Here is a 19297-nt window from a genome sequence, read left to right as displayed (position 1 = left end):
GGCTCTTGGGTGAGCATTCAGTCTTCGGGACACTGTATGCAATCGGCTCGCCGATGGGTGAGCCGAGGCGGGATGGGCTCGGCGCGGGAACCACCAGGCGAAGGCATTCCAGGCAGGTGGCTCAAGGCGAGCTTTTCGGGGAGCGGGCTGCGCGGGGCAGGGCGGGAACCCCAGGCGAAGGCTATTTCCCGGCGGGTGGCTGGAGGTGAGCCCCTTGGGGAGTGGGCTGTGTGGGCGAGATGGGAACCCTGGGCGGCGGCTCATCGGCGGGCCGGGCTGGAGTGGCCTGCACTGGGGATGTGTCCTGGCGAGGCGGGGGCGGGATGGGGACCCTGGGGCGTTGGCTCATCGGAGGGTCGGGCTGGAGTGGCTTGCGCTGGCGGGGTGAGGGCGGGATGGCGTCCCTCGGGCGGAAGTGGCATGGGTGGGTTGCTCTGGCGTGAGCAGCGCCGGGGATGTCCGGCTGGGGGACCAGGATGGTGACCCTGGGGTGAAGGTTTCTGGGTGGGCTGGGCTGTGCCGGGGATGTCCGGCTGGGGCGGGGCTCGGGATGGCGGCCCTGAGCCTGAGGCTTTCCGGGGCGGAGCTGGAGCGGGTCGCACGGGAGATGTGTCCGGGTAAGGCGGGGTCGAGTGGGAACTCGGGTGTAGACCTTCCGGGTGGGCTGTCCCGACTTGGGTCGCACCTGGGCTGGAGCGCTTGGGTGGGCTGGAAGTAGGTCGCACCTTGGCCGGTGATCGCTTGGGCGGGTTGGCTGGAAGTGAGCCGCTTCAGGGTGTGTCCTGGAGCCTGGAGCCTGGAGCCTGGAGCCTGGAGCCTGGAGCCTGGAGCCTGGAGCCTGGAGCCTGGAGCCTGGAGCCGGGAGCCGGGAGCCGGGAGCCGGGAGCCGGGAGCCGGGAGCCGGGAGCCGGGAAGCGGTGGAGCAGCGGGCAGGATGGGCCCTCAGGTGCGGCCTTCTTCTGCTGGCGGCCTGGGAATGGACCAATCGGCGTGGTGGTCTGCGAGGCTGGGGAAGTGGGTGTGGACGTGGGGCGGGCTGAGCAGGTGCGGCGGTGGGTCGGGGGGCCCGTTGGGGTTGCCGTGGGGGCGGCTGCGGGGGCTGTTGTCGTGTACTTCGCCGATCCGACCACGCCTGGGTCGTGGTTGCCGCGGTGTCCGTTCAACTGGTTGACCGGGCTGGACTGTCCTGCCTGCGGGTCCACGCGCATGGTGTACGCGTTGCTGCACGGGGATGTCGTCGCCGCGTGGCACTTCAACGCGGTGATGCTCGTCGCCGGGTTGCCGTTGCTCGGCTGGTTGTGGTTGCGGTGGTTCCTGGCTTACCGGCGTGGCAGCCGCACGGCCCCGGTCTCCCCTCGGGTCGGGCAGGCGGTTCTCGTGGTCGGGGTGACCTGGGCCGTGGTGCGGAACCTAGTCGCGTAGTCGTCGGCCCTGGGCGTCCGTGCCGCCGTTGACCAGCAGGATGATGCCGTCGACCAAAGCCCAGACGCCGCAGCCGCCGCACGTCAGCAGCTGGGCGACGGCCATACCCGTGTGGCCGGTGTAGAAGCGGCCGATGCCGAGCGTGCCGACGAACAGCTGGAGGATGCCCGCGACGACCTTCGACTTGTCCGACAGCGGGTAGCCGGTCAGCGGGTCGATCCCGTACGGCGCGAACGGCACCTGGTAGCCCGGAGCCGTGCCGTAGCCCGACGGGGGCGTGAACGCGGGCGGTGGGGGCGCGTACGCGGTGTTGTACTGCGGCGGGGGCGGCATCACCAGGAACGGCGGGTGCGGGCCGGGCAGGTCGGCGAACAGCGAGCCGAGTTCCGCGGAGGTCTGGGCGGCGGACGCGTAGGCGACGCGCTGCTCGTACTCGCCGATCTCGATGCGACCTGCGGCGAAGTGGTCGTTGAGGGCGCGGATGGCTTCCTCGCGCTGCTGGTTGCCGATGCGCACGGGGTTCGGCTCGAAAGGTCCTGACACGGCGGAGACGGTAGTCGATCGGACGCCCCGACCTGGGCCGAAACGCGCCGGAACACCGGGTCGGGCCTAGGCTGACCGGGTGCCGGTCGGGATTCCACGCGAGACGAGGGGCCACGAGCCGTTGGCGGACAAGGGTTTCCCGCGGGCGGCCCGGTGAAGGCGGCGGTCGACGACGTGGTGCGGACCTACCTCGACCACCTGGCCGTGGAGCGCGGCACCTCCCGCAACACCCTGGACTCCTACGGCCGCGACCTGCGCCGCTACACCGAGCACCTGAAGGCCCTCGGCGTCACCGACCTCGCGGACGTCGCGGAGGCCCACGTCGGCGAATTCCTCGCCGCACTGCGGGAAAGCGGCCTGGCGGCGTCATCGGCGGCCCGCACCCTGTCGGCCGTGCGGGGGCTGCACAGGTTCGCGCACCGCGAGGGCGTCGTGCCCGGCGACCCGGCCCGCGAGGTCGCCCCGCCGACGCCACCGCGCCGCCTGCCGAAGGCGTTGCCGCTCGACGACGTGCTGCGGCTGCTGGACTCCCACCCCGGCGACGACCCGCGTGCCCTGCGCGACCGCGCCCTGCTGGAACTGCTGTACTCCACGGGCGCGCGCATCTCCGAGGTCGTGGGGTTGGACGTGGACGACGTGGACGCGGGGGAGCGCACGGCGCTGCTGGACGGCAAGGGCGGCAAGCAGCGGCTCGTCCCGGTCGGCAGGCCCGCGCTGGCGGCGCTGGACGCGTACCTGGTGCGCGCCCGGCCCGGTCTGGCGGCCAAAGGTCGTGGCACACCAGCGGTTTTCCTCAACGCCCGCGGCGGCCGCCTGTCCCGCCAGACGGCGTGGCAGGTGCTCAAGACCGCGGCCGAGCGCGCGGGCATCACGGCCGTCGTCTCGCCGCACACGCTGCGGCACTCGTTCGCGACCCACTTGCTCGAGGGCGGGGCGGACGTCCGGGTCGTGCAAGAACTCCTCGGCCACGCCTCGGTGACGACGACGCAGGTGTACACGCTGGTCACGGTCACCACGCTGCGCGAGGTGTACGCCACAGCGCATCCGCGTGCCACTTCGTGACAATGAGGGTTTCGTGAATTCATCCGATAGTTAGCCGGCCGCGGGTACGGTGTCGGCACTTGAGTCCCACCGGAGCGGGAGGTACCGCGAACCGTGCCGAACTTGGACGAGCCGGAGCCCCCGGCCATCGAGCTCTCGGCGGTGCTCCACGCTTTGAGCGACCCCACGCGCTTGGCCGTGGTGCGGCAGATCGAAGCCGACGGGGAACGCCTGTGCGGAGCGATGTCCGTCGGCGTGGCCAAATCGACCCTGTCCCAGCACCTGCGCGTGCTGCGGGAGGCGGGCATCACCCGCACCCGCTGCTGCGGCAACCAGCGCTGGGTGTCCCTGCGCCGCGAGGACCTGGACGGCCTGTTCCCCGGCCTCCTCGACGTGGTCCTGTCCGCTGCGTCGAGGATGGACCGCATCGACCGGATGGAGGTCGCACGCTGAGCCGATCGGCTCACGAGTGGCGGAAACCGGCGCGCGGCGCTACGGCGAGGCGCGTTGCCGCCGCCCAGTCACGGCCTTAGGCTGCGCCCAGGTCGAGGACTACGAGGAGTTAGGCAACGATGTCGACACCGGAGCACGTGGAGGGCAGGGCGTACGACGCACCGCCACCGCCGTCGCCCGGTGTCCCCCGCGCGTCGGTCGAGCTGAGCCTCGCCCCGCACGCCGCGCCGCAGCACGACGAGGACGGCCCCGACCAGACGGTCGGCGAGATCGGTCCGACCGGTCGGGCGCTGCGCTTCACCCCCGACCCGGAGCCGTTGGCGCAGCACGGCCCGGCGAAGATCCTCGCCGTCTGCAACCAGAAGGGCGGGGTCGGCAAGACCACGTCCACGATCAACCTGGGCGCGTCGCTGGCGGAGTACGGCCGCAAGGTGCTGCTGGTGGACTTCGACCCGCAGGGCGCGCTGTCGGTGGGCCTCGGCATCCACCCGCACCAGCTGGACAACACGATCTACAACGTCATCATGGAGCGCTCGGTCGGCGTCCAGGACGTGATCATGGAGACCGGCGTCGAGGACATGCACCTGCTGCCCAGCAACATCGACCTGTCCGCCGCCGAGATCCAGCTCGTGTCCGAGGTCGGCCGCGAGCACACGCTGGTGCGCACGCTGCGCCCGGTCATCGACCAGTACGACTACGTGCTGGTGGACTGCCAGCCGTCGCTCGGACTCCTCACGGTCAACGCCCTCGCGGCGGCTGACGGCGTCCTCATCCCGCTGGAGTGCGAGTTCTTCTCGCTGCGGGGGGTCGCCCTGCTCATCGACACCATCGAGAAGGTCAGGGAGCGGTTGAACCCGAAGCTGGACATCACGGGGATCCTCGCCACCATGTACGACCCGCGCACCCTGCACTCCCGCGAGGTGATGGCCAGGGTCGTGGAGGCGTTCGGCGAGATCGTGTTCGACACGGTCATCAACCGCACCGTGAGATTCCCCGAGACCACGGTCGCGGGCGAGCCGATCACCAAGTGGGCGCCCCGCTCCGCGGGCGCGAAGGCCTACCGCGCGCTGGCGCGCGAGGTGATCGCCAGGTGACTCGCCGCGCCTCCCTTCCCGGCGCGTCCGAACTGTTCCGCCCGACCAGTCTCGTACGCCCTGTCGACCCCGAACCCGCTCCGCCCGCCGACCTCCCGGAACGCCCCAGCACCGGCAGGCAGAAGCACGACACCAAGATCACCGTGTACGTGTCCGACGAGGAGCTGCTGGCCCTGGAGCACGCGCGGCTGTCGTTGCGCGGCTCGTTCGGCCTCGCCGTCGACCGCGGCCGCATCGTCCGCGAGGCCATCGCGGTGCTGCTCGCCGACCTGGAGGAGCACGGGGAGCGGTCGCAGCTCGTCCGGAGACTGCGACGGCGGTGACCACTCCCGACGTGACCCGGCAGGATCCGGCCGAGCCGGTTCCGGAGGGCGCGGACCTCGCGCAGGTCGATCTTGTGGCGCCGGACGCCGCCCCCGACGAGCCCGAGACCGGTGGCAAGTTCAAGGTCAAGCTCACGAACTTCGAGGGCCCGTTCGACCTGCTCCTGCAACTGATCTCGGCGCACACGCTGGACGTGACCGAGGTCGCGCTGCACACCGTGACGGACGACTTCATCGCCTACATCCGGGCGATGGGCGACGCGTGGGACCTCGACGAGACGACCGAGTTCCTGGTGATCGCGGCCACCCTGCTCGACCTCAAGGCCGCGCGGCTGCTGCCGCAGGGCGACGTGGAGGACGAGGAGGACCTGGCGCTGCTGGAGGCCCGCGACCTGCTGTTCGCGCGCCTGCTTCAGTACCGGGCGTACAAGCAGGTCGCCGCGCTGTTCGGCGAGCTGGAGAAGGGCGCGCAACGCCGCTACGCGCGGTCGGTCGCGCTGGAGCCGCGCTACGAGGGCCTGCTGCCCGAGGTCATGCTCGGCGTCACGCCCAAGCGGTTCGCCGACATCGCCGCCTCCGTGTTCCGCCCGAAACCGCCGCGCACGGTGTCGTTGACGCACCTGCACGTCGCCAAGGTGTCCGTGCGCGACCACATCGACTCGATGCGCGCGCTGCTGATCGCGGCCGGTCAGCTGACGTTCAGCGAGCTGGTCAAGGACTGCGAGGCCACACTGGACGTCGTGGCCCGGTTCCTCGGGCTGCTGGAGCTGTACCGCGAGACCGTGCTGGCGTTCGACCAGCCGGACCCGCTGGGCGAGCTGGTCGTCCGCTGGATCGGCGACGACGACGCCCCGGCGGTCGAGTTCGACGAGGACGAGGAGTACGGGTGAGTGACCCGGTTGTCGCCGATCCGGCGGACGAGGAGGAGGTCGAGGTCGCCGAACCCGGCCTCGACCTCTCGGACGACGCGGAGTTCGAGGGCGCGCTGGAGTCGGTGCTGCTCGTCATCGACTCGCCCGCGAGCGAGAAGCAGCTCGCCGACGTGTTCGGCCAGTCCGTGAAGCGGACCACCCAGACGCTCAAGCGGATGGCCGCGAGGTACACCGAATCGGGTAGCGGCATCGACCTGCGTAGAATCGGCGACGGCTGGCGGTTCTACACGCGAGACCGGTACGCGCCCTACGTGGAGAAGCTGCTGCTCGACGGGCAGCGCGCGAAGCTCACCAGGGCCGCCCTGGAGACGCTCGCGGTCATCGCTTACCGCCAGCCGGTCACCAGGGCGCGCATCGCCGCGGTCCGCGGGGTCAACGTGGACGGCGTGATCCGCACGCTCGTCGCACGGGGTCTGATCAGCGAGATCGGCACCGACAGCGACACTGGTGGCATCCTTTACCGCACGACCGAACTGTTCCTGGAGCGGTTGGGCCTGTCGTCCCTCGCGGACCTGCCCCCGATCGCTCCCTTGTTGCCTGAAGTGGATGCGATCGACGATGTCTGAGACCCGTTCCGCGCGACCCAACCCCAACGACGAGGGGATCAGGTTGCAGAAGGTGCTCGCCAAGGCGGGCATCGCCTCGCGGCGGGTCTCGGAGGAGCTGATCGACCTCGGCCGCGTCACCGTCGACGGCGAGGTGGTCCGCGAACAGGGCCGCCGCATCGACCCGGAGACCGCCGTCGTCCACGTCGACGGCGTGCGGGTCGTCCTCAAGGACGACGTCGTCACGCTCGTGCTGAACAAGCCGCGCGGCGTCCTCTCCACCATGCACGACGACCAGCACCGCCCGTGCGTGGGCGACTACCTGGCAGAGCGCCGCGAACGCCTGTTCCACGTCGGCAGGCTCGACGCCGACACGGAGGGCCTGCTGCTGCTCACCAACGACGGCGACTTGGCACATCGCCTCATGCACCCCAGCTACGAGGTCCCCAAGACCTACGTGGCCGAGGTCCAGGGCCCGGTGGCGAAGGACGTCGGCAAGCGCCTGCGCGCGGGCGTGGAACTGGAAGACGGCTTCGCGAAGGTCGACTCGTTCAAGCTCGTCGACAGCATGCCCGGCAAGGCACTGGTAGAGGTGATCCTCCACGAGGGCCGCAAGCACATCGTGCGCCGCCTCCTGGACCACGTCGGCTACCCGGTCTCGAGCCTCGTCCGCACCCACATCGGCGAGGTCCAGCTGGGCAACCAGCGCCCCGGCTCCATGCGCGTCCTGAACCGCCAGGAAGTCGGCTCCCTCTACAAGCTCGTAGGCCTGTAAGCAGCCGAAGAGCAAGCTCGAGACAACGCCGCCGGTCACCCACGATGAGACCGGCGGCAACTCGGCAACCCAGCAGCAAGCCCAGGGCCAACCAGTGCTGATTGGTGACCACGAGCATGCGCCGAGGGAACGTGGTGGCTCACCACCCCGGCACAGGGCTGATTGGTGACCACGAGCATGCGCCGAGGGAACGTGGTGGCTCACCACCCCGGCACAGGGCTGATTGGTGACCACGAGCATGCGCCGGGGCAACGTAGCCGCCCACCACCCCGGCACAGGGTCGACCAGCAACCACGCTGGGACTGGCAGGCGCAGGCCACGGAACGTGGCCGATTTGACATGGGGATTTCGGCCTTAAAATTGGAGATCGGGCAGAGCTTTCGGGCACTGCCTTTTGGCCCGATCAAGGCCGAAATGAGGGGCCCCATGTCAAATCGGCCACAGCACGCTGGAAATCGCAGCCGCTGACCGACCCCGCTGGGACCAACGGTCAAGGGAAGAACCCCGCTGGGATCAACGGCCGGGCGGAAGAACCCCGCTGGGACCGCCGGTCAAGGGAAGAACCCCACCGGGACCAACGGCCAAAGAGAAGCCCTCCGGAACCCCCAGTCGCGGGAGAACCACGCCGGATCCCCAGCACCCAAGAGCGCGTCAACCACCCCCAGGAACACACTGCGGCGTACACCACACGTGGAATCCCGCAGCAAGGCCCCGCACTTTCTTTCGCCACCCCCACCCCTCGTCTTCCCGATCACCACCACCCCTCAAGGTGAGACCCACGTCACCCTGTCAACGATCACCCCACCCGCCGCCCCGCAGGCAGACCCCATGGTCACTTCCCAAACAGCCACCACCCCCTCACCCCGCCTGCGACCCCGATACCTTCAGTGCCAACCAAAACCGACCCTCCGCGCCACCCCCACCCCCCGTGTGACTTTGTGAAGTTTCCTCAGCACTCATTGTGGCTTCGGGTCCGAAGTCTCTAGATTGGTCCGGGTCGTCCCGATGATGATCAATTGGAGAGGCGTTCGGCGTGCGTGCCCTCACCCGAGGTGTGCTCGGCGTGGTCGGGTTCCTGCTTGTCTGGGAGCTGTTCGGCCGTTCCGGGCTCGTCTCCGCGGAATACCTGCCGCCACCCAGTGTGGTTTTCGGCGAGCTAGGCAAGTTGTTGGGTGATCAGCTGTTCCTGCGCGACGTGCTCGCGACGGTTCTGGCCCTGCTGATCACAGTCGGTCTGTCCATCGGGATCGCGGTCCCGCTCGGCCTGATCCTCGGAAGCGTGCCCGCTGTGCGGTACGCGACTCGCGCCGTGGTCGAGTTCCTGCGTCCCATTCCTTCCGTGGCCATGATTCCGCTGGCCATCGTGTTCCTCGGCATCGGTCCGGAAATGAAGATCACGCTCGCGGTGTACGCGGCGATCTGGCCGATCCTGTTCAACACGATCTACGCGCTCGACGAGCTCGACCCCCTGCTGGTCGAGACCGCTCGGGTTTTCGGCACCGGACGCGTCCGGGTGCTGTTCTCGGTCGCGCTGCCCAGCGCGCTGCCGTTCGTGCTCACCGGCATCCGCCTGGCCGCCACGACGAGCCTCGTCGTGCTCGTCAGCGTGGAGCTGCTGGCGGGCGGCAGCGGCGGGCTCGGGCAGTTCATCATGCTGGCCCGCAGCGGGGCCGGGCGGATGGACCTCGTGCTCGCGGGCACGGTCGTGGCCGGGGTGCTCGGGTACCTGCTGAACGAGGGCCTGGAACGGGCCCAGCGCCGCTGGGTCGGCTGGGGCGCCACCGCGGGAGGTCGCTCGTGACCAACTTCCTGAAGCGGTGGGTCGTGTTCGCCGGTCTGGTCGTGGTGTGGCAACTGGCCACGCTGTACGCCGACGACACGTTCTTCCCGCCCCCCACCGAGATCGCGCAAGCGGCGTGGAAGCTCTGGTTCTCCGGTCCGCTGGACCAGTTCTTCCTCACCGACGTCGTGTTCAAGCACCTGATCCCCAGCATCACCAGGCTGGTCGGCGGCTGGGCGATCGCCGCGGTGATCGGGATCGCGCTCGGGCTGGCGCTCGGCCGGTCGCGCACGGCGCTGGAGTTCGCCGGGCCGCTGCTGACCTTCATGCGGTCCATCCCGCCGCCCGCGCTGGTGCCGGTCTTCCTGCTGCTGTTCAACATCGGCACCTCGATGCAGCTGGCCACGATCGTCTTCGGCGTCGTGTGGCCGATCCTGCTCAACACGATCGACGGCGCCCGGTCCGTCGACACCTTGAAGTACGAGACCTCCGCGGTGTTCCGCGTGCCCAAGTGGCAGTGGGTGCTCGGGGTCGTGCTGCCGTCGGCCGCACCGAAGATCTTCGCCGGTCTTCGCGTGTCGCTGTCGTTGTCGCTGGTGCTGATGGTGGTGTCCGAGCTCGTCGGCACCGACAACGGCATCGGTTCGCAACTCCTGGTGGCACAACGGGAATTCGACTTCCCCAACATGTGGGCAGGCATCGTCCTGCTGGGTGTCATCGGCTACGTGCTGAACACCGTGCTGCTCGCCGTGGAACGTCGAGTCCTCGGCTGGCAGCCCAAGCAGGAGCACAGCAAGCCCGTACAACTCGCGACGGCAGGGGACTGACATGACCGCCATGCTCGAGGTGGCCGGACTCGGCCACACCTACCAGGCGAAGGACGGGGCGCACCGCGCCATCGACGGACTGACGTTCACCGTGGGCGCGGGTGAGCTCGTGTGCGTGGTCGGCCCGTCCGGCTGCGGCAAGTCCACGCTGCTGCGCACCATCTGCGGTCTGGTGAAGCCGACCGACGGCGGGATCAGCTTGCACGGCAACAAGGTCGACGGTGTTCCGGACGACCTGGCCGTGGTGTTCCAGGACTACAGCCGCTCGTTGTTCCCGTGGCTGTCGGTGCAGAAGAACGTCGAGTTCCCGTTGCGCCGCAGCCTGGGCCGCTCCGAGCGCCGCAAGCGCGCCGCCGAGGCGCTGGAGTGGGTCGGGCTGAACAAGGCGGGCGGCAAGTACCCGTGGCAGCTGTCCGGCGGCATGCAGCAGCGCGTCGCCATCGCGCGGGCGCTGGCCTACCGGCCCGCGCTGCTGCTGATGGACGAGCCGTTCGCCTCGGTGGACGCGCAGACCAGGTTCGAGCTGGAGGACCTGCTGCTGAAGGTCAAGCGGGAGCACAACACCACGGTCCTGGTGGTGACGCACGACATCGACGAAAGCGTTTACCTCGGTGACCGGGTGCTCGTGCTGTCCACGTCGCCCGCGGCCGTCGTGGCGGACCTGAGGGTCGACCTGCCCGTCGAACGGGACCAGATCACCACCCGCGAGTCCGACGCGTTCGTCGCCCTGCGCGGCGAGGTGGCCAGGCTGCTCAACGTCGGCAGGCCCGAGGCGCAGCGGAAGGTCGCGGCCCAGGCCGAGGCCGCCGTGGCGGCGAAGTGGGCCGAGGCCGAGCGCGCCGCCTTCGTCGAGGCGCAGGCGCAGGAGCGCGCCACCAACTGAGTCCGCCGCTGAGCGCCGAAAAACGGGCGCCCCTGGTAACTCCCGGCTTCGGGGGTCCGGGGGCGCCTGCGGCGTTTCAGGGCCTTTTCCTTCCCCTGCGGGCGTTGTGCCGCGGACCTGTCTGATCCAGGCCGTGTCTCAATTGGTGACTTTCGTATTCCGACGCGAAATAATCGCGACCTGGAATGCGGGGGTCGTCCGGGTGGACGCCGTCAACCCCTCGGGCCCGTTCGTGACGTGATTCCGTCCACTCGGGCGGCTCGACGGCCGCGGCGGGCCTTCCCCCGTTCGGCCGCGTGGCCTGGGTCCTTGGTCCCTGGTGGCGGTTACCGACCGTTGCGAGACGCCGGTCCGGTTCTCCGGAATTCCAGGTCGATGTGGACACTCCGGACGCGGGTTTTCCCTGTCGCGGAAGGCGATCCATCGGGCCGGACGGCGTGGACCGGGCCGTCCACAAAGGTCACGAACAGGTTACCTACGCCCCGTCGGTCCCGTCGGCCGGACCGCTGGGGGAGCGGGTCGCGGGGCCGTCCGAGAGGGCCTCTCCGGCGCCATTCGGGACGTCCGGTCGCGCACTGCCCGGAACGCTGGTAAAAGCCGGGGAAACGCGGTCGGGGGCGTTGTCCGTGATTTGTCCGCCCGCTTCCCGCGGACTCCGCGATCCGGCGTTGTGCTCGGGCCCGACCCGTGTCGTCGGCCTCGGGTCGCCGACCCGGCTCGAGTGCGCCGGATAGATCAATCGCCAATGTAGTTGGCGACGGGTCCGCGATCCGGGTCCGAGTGCCACCGGCGCGGAAGAAAGCGAGGATCGGTCGGATTTTGGGAATGCGCGCGGATTCGCGGATGTGAAACGAGGAGTGGCGCAGGGCACAATCCACGGCGTCGGGGAGTTCGTCGCGAAGGCCCGGCGACGGCGCGGGAAAGAACGGCGCACGGCCTCGCTCGGAGTCGCGACGGGCCTCCGGATCCCGAACGGGAACGCGTTCGGGAGTCGAAGGCCCGTGCGGCGGGGGAAAACCACTCACCGGAACCGCGTCCAGGGGTTATTCGCGGGCCGGGACAATCCTTTTCCGGTGCCGGAACCCGTCAGCTGGAGCCGACGTACATGTGGGCGAACATGGCGGCCGCCTCGCGGGACTCGATCAAGTGCTGCAACCGGGCATGGCCCAATCGGCTCATGAAGGGCTGCTCGTTCCGGTGGATCAGGTCCACCATCCACTGCGAGAACTCCTGGGCACGCCACACGCGCCGCAGGCAGACGGCCGAGTAGTCGTCGAGCCCGCTCGTCGACTTGTGGTTGTAGTAGGAGCCGATCGCCTCGGCGAACACCTCGGCGTCGTTGAGGGCCAGGTTCATTCCCTTGCCGCCCATCGGGGTGATGATGTGCGCGGCGTCGCCGAGCAGGTACATCCGCCCGTACCTCATCGGCTCGATCACGTGCGAGCGCATGTCCAGGACGCGCTTCTCGATGATCTTTCCCTCGGTGAGCGTCCAGTCGCTGTCGCGCAGCGCGAGGCGCTTGTGCAATTCGCTCCACACCTTCTCGTCCGGCCAGTTGTCGACGTCCTCGCCGACCGGGACCTGGAGGTAGAAGCGGCTGACCGTGGAACTGCGCAGCATGTGGCCCGCGAAACCGTCCGCGTGCAGGGCGTAGATGACCTTGTCGGTCGACGGGGGAGCCTCGGCGAGAATGCTGAGCCAGCCGATCCCGTGCTGGTGGGTGAATTCCTTCACCGCGCCTTCGGGAATGGCCTTCCTGGTCACGCCGTGGAAGCCGTCGCACCCGGCGATGAACGAGGCCTCGAGTCGTTCCGGAGTGCCGTCCGACGACGTCCACGTGACCGTCGGGATCTCCTCGAGGAGGTCGTGCACGGCGACGTCCGACACCTCGAACCGGATGTCGCCGCCGCCCGCCAGGTACAGGTTCAGCAGGTCGGTCACGACCTCCTGCTGCGGGTACACGAAGTGGGTCGCGCCGCCGGAGAGGTCGGAGTAGTCGAGGGGGTGCGCTTTGCCGTCGATGCGGAATTCGCACGCGGTGTGGGTGTCACTTTCCGTGAGCATTCGCTCGGCCAAGCCGTGCCGTTCCAACATGCGCGCCGAGCGGTCTTCGAGCATTCCCGCGCGAGGTCTCGTTTCGATGTACTCGCGAGTGCCCCGTTCGAGCACCAGGCAGGGGACGCCCGCCTGCTGGAGCAGGTTCGCGACCATCAAACCCGCTGGTCCGGCCCCGATCACGGCCACCGGACGGGATGTGCTCTGAATGGTCCATTCGAGATGAGCTTGTCTCACCGTGTACCCCTGCCTCTGGACGGCCTGTGCAAAGATGCTCACCGAAGGTAGTGGATACATCCTTCGTGTGTCGGTCGACTGGGGTCCTAGTGAACCGCGAGTGTCACTTTGAGTGGTTTTCGCCGCGTTCTGGTCGATCGAGAATCCCCCGCAACGAACGCCCCGCTCCAACCAGGAGAGTGCTTCAGATGACTCGAAGAGTCGGCCGCCACGCCCGCATGATCGTCGGCGGTTTGTCCGTCCTCGCGCTGCTCGCCACCGTCGCAGGCTGCGGCGCGCTGGGAGGCTCGTCCTCGGAGACCACCTCCGCCGACAAGCCCGCGACCGGCAAGCTCGAGAAGAGCAAGATCACGCTCGGAGTGCTCCCGATCCTCGACGTGGCCTCGGTCCACGTGGCGATCAAGAAGGGCTACTTCAAGGACGAGGGTCTTGACGTCGAGCTGAAGGTCATCCAGGGTGGCGCCGCGGCGATCCCCGGTCTGATCAGCGGCGACCTCGACATGACCTTCGGCAACTGGGTCTCGTTCTTCCTCGCCGAGTCCAAGGAGGGCGCGAAGGCGGTCGACGGGCTCAAGCTGGTGTCGGACGGCTACCAGGCCAAGCCGGACATGTTCCTGATCGTCACGGGCGCCAACTCGCCGATCAAGTCGCCGAAGGACCTCGCGGGCAAGACCATCGCGATCAACACCTTCAAGAACATCGCCGAGCTGACCGCGAAGGCCACCCTCGAGGCCAACGACGTCAAGCCCGACAGCGTGACGTTCAAGGAATTCGCGTTCCCGGACATGCAGGCCGCGATCGAGAACAAGACCGTCGACGCCGCGTTCATGGTCGAGCCGTTCATCACGCGCGCCCAGCGCGCCATCGGCACCGTGACCGCCTTGGACGCCGCCAGCGGCCCGACGGCCGACATCCCGATCGCCGGTTACGCGACCAGCGGCAAGTTCGCCAAGGCGAACCCCAACACGGTCGCCGCGTTCCAGCGGGCCATGGCCAAGGGCCAGAAGGACGCCGCCGACCGCCCCACGGTCGAACCGCTGCTCCAGGACTACGCGAAGGTGGACAAGGAAACCGCCAGCCTGGTCCACTTCGGTGAGTTCCCGACCACTTTGGACGCCACCAGGCTCCAGCGGGTCGCGACGCTCATGAAGACCTACGGCCTGCTCGAGAAGGACTTGGACGTCAAGCCGATGCTCATCGCCCCTCCGGGTAGCTGACGAATCGGCGACTGCGGGGAGCCGGTTCGGCTCCCCGCAGTTGTTTCACACTCGTCTCATCGGTGAATATGTCGTGAACCACCGCTGTTAGCGAGTGTTTAGTGGCCTTCTCACAGCGATCAGTCATACTGGTTGATTTGTGAACTACCGCTCAAGTCCGCCAAATGGCGGTATGACTTCGGCCGCTTTTACCCGAAGATCCACCAGGTTTGTAGGCAAGTTTTCTTTCATCGGCTTGGAAGCTGGGGAGTGTGCTGACGGTGCGCGGTCACGGTGACCCCGCGTCCGGATCCGATCCGGAGCGAGCCCGACAAGAGTCGGATTCCGAGGGCGGTAGACCCGCGCCCCTGGTTCCGACCGCGAAATCCGCGTCATCCCGTCCCGCTGCCGGCGGTCGGGATGCTCGCGCAGACACGGACGCGCCGGCCCCCGCCGGTGGTGTTCGACGATGGCGCCTCACGAACTGGCGCCTGCGCAGCAAACTGGCCGTGGTGCTGCTGGTCCCCGCGCTGAGCACGCTCGCGCTCGCGGGACTGCGGCTGAACAGCCAGCTCGACGACGTGTCCCTGATCAGCAAGGTGCAGCGCGAACTCGCGCTCAGCGCGCAGGCCGCCTCGGTGTCCGACGCGCTCCAGCTCGAACGCGACGCCGCCGTGCGGTTCGTCGCCAGCGAGCGCAAGGACAACGCCGCGGAGCAGGTGACCCGCGCGGCCAAGGTCGACGTGGAGGTCGGCAAGTACCGCGAGGTCGCGGTGTCCGCCGAGGGCATCGACCCCGCTCTGGCGACCGCGTTCGAGAAGTCGCTCCAGTCGCTGGACAACCTGAGCTCGCTGCGCAACACGATGCTCACCACGCGCTACCCGGACGCCTCCGTCCTCAGCGCGTACAGCCAGATCCTCTCGTCCGTGAACCAGGTCCACCGGATCTCCGCGGGCAGTGTCAGCAACTCGCGCCTCACCCCGCTGTCGTCGGCGAACCTCGCGCTCTACAACGCGCGGGAGCAGATGAGCCAGCAGAACGCGATCCTGCTCGCCACGGCCAAGCGCGGCGAGTTCGCGCCCGGCCAGGCGAACGCCCTGCGCGCCGCCCAGTCCAGGTTGGACGCCGCCCTCGCCGACTTCTCCGGCTCCGCCTCGCAGGAGAACTTCCAGCGCTTCCAGGACGTCGTGTCCGGTGGCGCCGTCGACGGCCGCAACCGGCTGGTGCAACTCGCCCTCGTGCAGCAGGAGATCAACAAGGACGAGGACGAGGACGGCCAGCTCGTCACCATCTCCGACGCCGAGGTGCTCCAGGTCGGCGAGGACACGGCGGGCCTGCTCACCAAGGTGTCGCACGACATCGAGGGCCAGATCGTCACGGTCTCCAACGAGCTGATCGACGAGGGCCGCACCGGCGCGTGGCGCGACGCGGCACTGGTGCTCATCGCACTGGTCATCGCGTTCGGCCTCATGGCGATCGTCGCCCGCTCCATGGTCATCCCGCTGAGGGTGCTGCGCCGCACCGCGCTCGACGTGGCGCGCAACCGGCTGCCGGAGGCCATTCAGCGAATCCGCCAGCACCGCGACCCCGAACTGGCCGCGGAGGAGGCGCTCTTCCGGGTGCCGATCGACACCACCGAGGAAGTCGGCCAGGTGGCCCGCGCGTTCGACGCGGTGCAACGCGAAGCCGTCCGACTCGCCGTCGAGCAGGTGGCGCTCCGCGCGAACGTCAACGACATGTTCATCAACCTGTCGCGGCGCAGCCAGGCGCTCGTCGAACGCCAGATCGGCGTGATCGACCGGCTGGAGCAGGACGAGCAGGACCCGGACCAGCTCGCGAGCCTCTTCGAGCTGGACCACCTCGCGACGCAGATGCGCCGCAACAGCGAGAACCTCCTGGTGCTGTCGGGCACGACGGTCAACCGGCGCGTCACGCGCCCGGTGCCGGTGTCCGAGGTGCTCGGCGCCGCGGTGTCCGAAGTGGAGAAGTACGCCCGGATCCAGATCGCGCCGGGACCGGAGATCAAGGTGCAGGGCCGGGTCGTCAACGACCTCGCGCACCTCATCGCCGAGCTGCTGGACAACGCGACCGCGTTCTCCAAGCCCACCACCAAGGTCACGGTGCGGGCGACGGAGACCCGGCGCGGCGAGATCGCGATCCGCATCCACGACCGCGGTGTCGGCATGCAGGAGAACGACATCGAAGAGGCCAACCACAAGCTGAGCGAGCCGCCCGAGGTCGACGTGTCCGTCGCCCGCGAGATGGGTCTCTACGTGGTCGGCCAGCTCGCCAAGCGCCACGAGATCCGCGTGACGCTGAGCAACAACGACGACATCGAGGGCGGCGTCACCGCCCAGGTCGTCCTGCCGGTCTCCTTGCTGCACAAGGGTGTTCCGCAGCAGCAGCCCGCGCAGCTCACGCGGTCGAACGCGTCGAGCTTCGAGGACCACCTCGCCGGTCAGGTCGAGCAGACCGGTGTCGGCGTCATCGCGGGCGTGCCGAAGTGGACGCCCGGCCAGAGCGACTCGTTGCAGTTCCCGCAGGTGCTGTCCTCTCCCGACGAGGACCCGCACGCGGAGCACCTCGTCGAGCGGACCTCCACCGAGGGCCTGTTCACCGCGACGATCCAGGGCATGAAGCCCGTGCAGCCCGAGGGTGTCGACCCGATCGACTACTCGTACCCTCCCGCCGCCGAGCGCACGGTCCTGCCGCGCAAGCCCCCGGCGAAGCCGAAGGTCGAACCGGTCACCGAGCGGCTGCCGATCTACGAGGACGTGCTGTCGCGCTGGTTCCAGGGCGGCGACACCGCCGACGCAACCGGCAAGACCAACGGGAACGGCAACGGCAACGGCAAGTCCGCCGAGTCGACCGAGCTGTTCGCGGCCGCGTCGACGGCCGAGACGCCCGCCCAGCGGACGTCCTCGCCGCAGCTGCCCAAGCGCGAGGTGGCCACCGAGGCTGACGCCACCCCGCCCGCGCCCGCCCGCAAGAAGGCCGCCAAAGCCGACTGGGGCGTGGCGGACGAGGGCTGGCAGGCGGCGAACAAGGTGCTGAAGTCCAGTGTGGACGACAAGACGACCGCGGGGCTGCCCAAGCGGGTGCCCAACGCGCGACTCATCCCCGGTTCGCCCGCGAAGCAGGCCGCACCCGCCACCAAGGCCGCGGCCCAGAACGGCCAGGGAGGCGGCCAGACCGCCTCCGTCGCGACGGCGGCCCCGCCGCGACGACGGTCCGCGGAGCGGCTGCGCCAGCAGTTCGCGACCTACCAGCGGGGCGTGCAGATGGGACGCGAATCCCTTGACGACATCGAGTCGTGGGACAGTCCCTTGTTCGGCAGCACCTCAGGGGACATGAGCGCAGAGAAGGAGCAGCAGTGACCACCGCGGCAGATGAACTGGACAACTTCAGCTGGCTGGTCGAGGACTTCGTCGGACGGGTGGCGGGCGTCGCGCACGCCATCGTGGTCTCGGCGGACGGCCTGCTCCTGGCGGGATCCGAGCGGCTGCCGATGGACCGCGCCGAACAGCTCGCGGCGGTCGCCTCGGGGCTCGTGAGCCTCAACCTCGGCGCCGCGCGCTGCTTCGAAGCCGGTGAGGTCAAGCAGACCGTGGTCGAGATGGAACGCGGCTACCTGTTCCTCATGTCGATCAGCGACGGCTCCTGCCTCGCCGTGCTGGCGGCTCCCAACTGCGACATCGGGCTCATCGGCTACGCCATGACCCGTCTCGTGGAGCGGGTCGGCATCCAGCTCACGCCGGAGATCCGGTCGCAGCTGCACGTGTCGATGCGCGCCTGATCAACTACTCAAGGGAAAGCAGACCAGCGATGAGCTCTGGTGCTCTCGGACGACCGGGGTCGCCCGCCAGACCCACCATGTCGACGAAGATCGTCGTGGCGGGCGGGTTCGGCGTGGGCAAGACGACCTTCGTCGGATCGGTGTCCGAGATCGTCCCGCTGACCACGGAGGCGGTGATGACCGAGGCCAGCGTCGGCATCGACGACCTGTCGGCGACGCCGAACAAGGTCACCACCACCGTCGCGATGGACTTCGGGCGCGTGTCGCTGGACAGCGACCTGATCCTGTACCTGTTCGGCACGCCGGGACAGCACCGGTTCTGGTTCATGTGGGACGACCTGGTGCGCGGCGCGATCGGCGCCGTCGTGCTGGTCGACACGCGGCGGTTGGACGACGCGTTCGCCTCGATCGACTTCTTCGAGGACCGGGAGTTGCCGTACGTGGTGGGGGTGAACTGCTTCGACGGGCTCATGCACCACAAGGTGGAGGACATCCGGGAAGCGCTCACCATCGAGCCGTCGGTGCCGATCGTGCCGTGCGACGCGCGGAACCGGCAGTCGACGAAGCAGACGCTCATCACGTTGGTGGAACACGCATTGAGGCAGCCCACGTACGCGTGAGCTAGGTCAGGTCGTCGAGTCGGGCCCGTGCCGGTTGTCGGTGCGGGCCCGGCTTGGTTCCCAGGGCATCACATTAACTGTTCTTGCGGATCTCTTCGGGTCGTCGTTACGGTCGAATTCCCTGCATGAATTCCCTGCGACGAGGAGAATCGCCGTGCTACGGAAAATCGCCGGTGTGATGGTGGTGGCGGTGGGGTTGGTCAGCCTCCACGCGCCCGCTGCTTCTGCTGCGCCTGTTGCCGCTGCTGCTGTTCGGACTCTTACTTACAACGCCAGTGGTGCCGCTGAGTTCAAGGCCGCTGTGGATCAAGGGGCTCAGGTGTGGAACTCGAGCGTGGTGAACGTTCGGCTGGTCTCTACCACGTCGTCGTCCGCCAACATCCGGATCGTGGCTGACAACGGGTGGCCTCGGGCGCAGCCGACCAGCCTGGGTAGTGGGCAGGTGTGGATGGGGCGGCAGGCGACGGCTGAAGGGCACGACCCGGTGCGGATCGCGGCTCACGAGCTGGGGCACATCCTGGGGCAGCCGGATCGGAAGCCCGGGCCGTGCACGAGTTTGATGTCGGGGAGTAGTGCGGGGACGTCGTGCAAGAACCCGTACCCCAACGCTCGGGAGAAGTCCGAGGTGGAGGCTGCCTTCCGTAGTGCGAAGGTTGGGGCTGCTGGGGAGTGGGCTCGGGTGTTCGTGGACTAGGTGGGCTAACCCCCGGTTGCGCCAATTATCCCACCCTCTTTCGCTTTGTCAAGCCTGGAAAGACGGCTACACGCCCGAGCC

Annotated in this window: 18 protein-coding genes; 16 read left to right on the top strand and 2 right to left on the bottom strand. The window is 68.7% G+C overall.

The genetic code is table 11. From position 1 onward, the window contains the following. Window positions 1-777: 777 nt before the first annotated feature. Window positions 778-1422 carry a DUF2752 domain-containing protein gene (locus ACFWW9_RS41135; RefSeq protein WP_390388214.1) on the top strand — a complete coding sequence of 215 codons (645 nt, stop codon included), beginning with the start codon at window positions 778-780 and terminating at the stop codon, window positions 1420-1422. Here the strand turns inward: ACFWW9_RS41135 and ACFWW9_RS41130 are convergent. After that, complete coding sequence (locus ACFWW9_RS41130) at window positions 1411-1965, bottom strand: NINE protein (protein ID WP_390388212.1); 555 nt, start codon at window positions 1963-1965, stop codon at window positions 1411-1413. The genes ACFWW9_RS41135 and ACFWW9_RS41130 overlap by 12 nt on opposite strands. 153 nt (window positions 1966-2118) lie before the next feature. Here ACFWW9_RS41130 and xerD point away from each other — a divergent pair, with 153 nt between their 5' ends. The 10 genes from xerD (at window position 2119) to ACFWW9_RS41080 (ending at window position 10618) form a co-directional block, all read left to right on the top strand. Next, a complete protein-coding gene (gene xerD / locus ACFWW9_RS41125; RefSeq protein ID WP_390388210.1) occupies window positions 2119-3027 on the top strand; it encodes a site-specific tyrosine recombinase XerD in 909 nt (302 codons plus the stop codon). Window positions 3028-3120: 93 nt separating this feature from the next. Continuing rightward, window positions 3121-3459: an ArsR/SmtB family transcription factor gene (locus ACFWW9_RS41120; protein WP_390388208.1), complete on the top strand. Its 339-nt coding sequence runs from the start codon at window positions 3121-3123 to the stop codon at window positions 3457-3459. A 119-nt stretch (window positions 3460-3578) separates the two neighbouring features. After that, complete coding sequence (locus tag ACFWW9_RS41115; RefSeq protein WP_390388206.1) at window positions 3579-4553, top strand: ParA family protein; 975 nt, start codon at window positions 3579-3581, stop codon at window positions 4551-4553. Continuing rightward, window positions 4550-4876, top strand: a complete 327-nt coding sequence (locus ACFWW9_RS41110; protein ID WP_390388203.1) for a hypothetical protein — start codon at window positions 4550-4552, stop codon at window positions 4874-4876. Before ACFWW9_RS41115 ends, ACFWW9_RS41110 begins: the two co-directional genes overlap by 4 nt. Continuing rightward, a complete protein-coding gene (locus tag ACFWW9_RS41105; RefSeq protein ID WP_390388200.1) occupies window positions 4873-5766 on the top strand; it encodes a segregation and condensation protein A in 894 nt (297 codons plus the stop codon). The genes ACFWW9_RS41110 and ACFWW9_RS41105 overlap by 4 nt, the downstream gene beginning before the upstream one ends. Continuing rightward, window positions 5706-6374: an SMC-Scp complex subunit ScpB gene (scpB, locus tag ACFWW9_RS41100; protein WP_390388219.1), complete on the top strand. Its 669-nt coding sequence runs from the start codon at window positions 5706-5708 to the stop codon at window positions 6372-6374. Before ACFWW9_RS41105 ends, scpB begins: the two co-directional genes overlap by 61 nt. Then, the gene (locus tag ACFWW9_RS41095) at window positions 6367-7128 is read left to right on the top strand and encodes a pseudouridine synthase (RefSeq protein ID WP_390388197.1); all 762 of its coding nucleotides are present in this window, start codon (window positions 6367-6369) and stop codon (window positions 7126-7128) included. The genes scpB and ACFWW9_RS41095 overlap by 8 nt, the downstream gene beginning before the upstream one ends. A 1033-nt stretch (window positions 7129-8161) precedes the next feature. Then, window positions 8162-8929, top strand: coding sequence for an ABC transporter permease (locus ACFWW9_RS41090; protein ID WP_390388194.1), 768 nt, complete (start codon window positions 8162-8164; stop codon window positions 8927-8929). Continuing rightward, on the top strand, window positions 8926-9735 hold the full coding sequence (locus ACFWW9_RS41085; RefSeq protein ID WP_390388191.1) for an ABC transporter permease: 810 nt from the start codon (window positions 8926-8928) through the stop codon (window positions 9733-9735). Before ACFWW9_RS41090 ends, ACFWW9_RS41085 begins: the two co-directional genes overlap by 4 nt. A gap of 1 nt (window position 9736) precedes the next feature. After that, a complete protein-coding gene (locus tag ACFWW9_RS41080; protein WP_390388190.1) occupies window positions 9737-10618 on the top strand; it encodes an ABC transporter ATP-binding protein in 882 nt (293 codons plus the stop codon). A gap of 1086 nt (window positions 10619-11704) precedes the next feature. Here the strand turns inward: ACFWW9_RS41080 and ACFWW9_RS41075 are convergent. Further along, complete coding sequence (locus tag ACFWW9_RS41075; protein WP_390388188.1) at window positions 11705-12970, bottom strand: 4-hydroxybenzoate 3-monooxygenase; 1266 nt, start codon at window positions 12968-12970, stop codon at window positions 11705-11707. Window positions 12971-13098: 128 nt separating this feature from the next. On the opposite strand from ACFWW9_RS41075, the gene ACFWW9_RS41070 reads away from it, so the two are divergent. The 5 genes from ACFWW9_RS41070 (at window position 13099) to ACFWW9_RS41050 (ending at window position 19216) form a co-directional block, all read left to right on the top strand. Beyond that, window positions 13099-14127, top strand: coding sequence for an ABC transporter substrate-binding protein (locus tag ACFWW9_RS41070; protein WP_390388187.1), 1029 nt, complete (start codon window positions 13099-13101; stop codon window positions 14125-14127). A gap of 491 nt (window positions 14128-14618) precedes the next feature. Next, window positions 14619-17483 (top strand): nitrate- and nitrite sensing domain-containing protein, encoded by a 2865-nt coding sequence (locus ACFWW9_RS41065; RefSeq protein WP_390388184.1) that lies wholly within the window; start codon window positions 14619-14621, stop codon window positions 17481-17483. After that, on the top strand, window positions 17480-17902 hold the full coding sequence (locus tag ACFWW9_RS41060; RefSeq protein ID WP_390388182.1) for a roadblock/LC7 domain-containing protein: 423 nt from the start codon (window positions 17480-17482) through the stop codon (window positions 17900-17902). Before ACFWW9_RS41065 ends, ACFWW9_RS41060 begins: the two co-directional genes overlap by 4 nt. Window positions 17903-17931: 29 nt before the next feature. Further along, window positions 17932-18522 (top strand): ATP/GTP-binding protein, encoded by a 591-nt coding sequence (locus tag ACFWW9_RS41055; RefSeq protein ID WP_390388179.1) that lies wholly within the window; start codon window positions 17932-17934, stop codon window positions 18520-18522. A gap of 178 nt (window positions 18523-18700) precedes the next feature. Beyond that, entirely contained in the window at window positions 18701-19216 is a 516-nt protein-coding gene (locus tag ACFWW9_RS41050) for a snapalysin family zinc-dependent metalloprotease (protein ID WP_390388216.1), read from the top strand. Window positions 19217-19297: the final 81 nt, after the last annotated feature.

The organism is Umezawaea sp. NPDC059074, assembly GCF_042738955.1.
Taxonomy (GTDB): Bacteria; Actinomycetota; Actinomycetes; order Mycobacteriales; family Pseudonocardiaceae; genus Umezawaea.
Note: the sequence above shows the minus strand (reverse complement) of the source record. Positions and strands in the feature narration are given on the sequence as shown.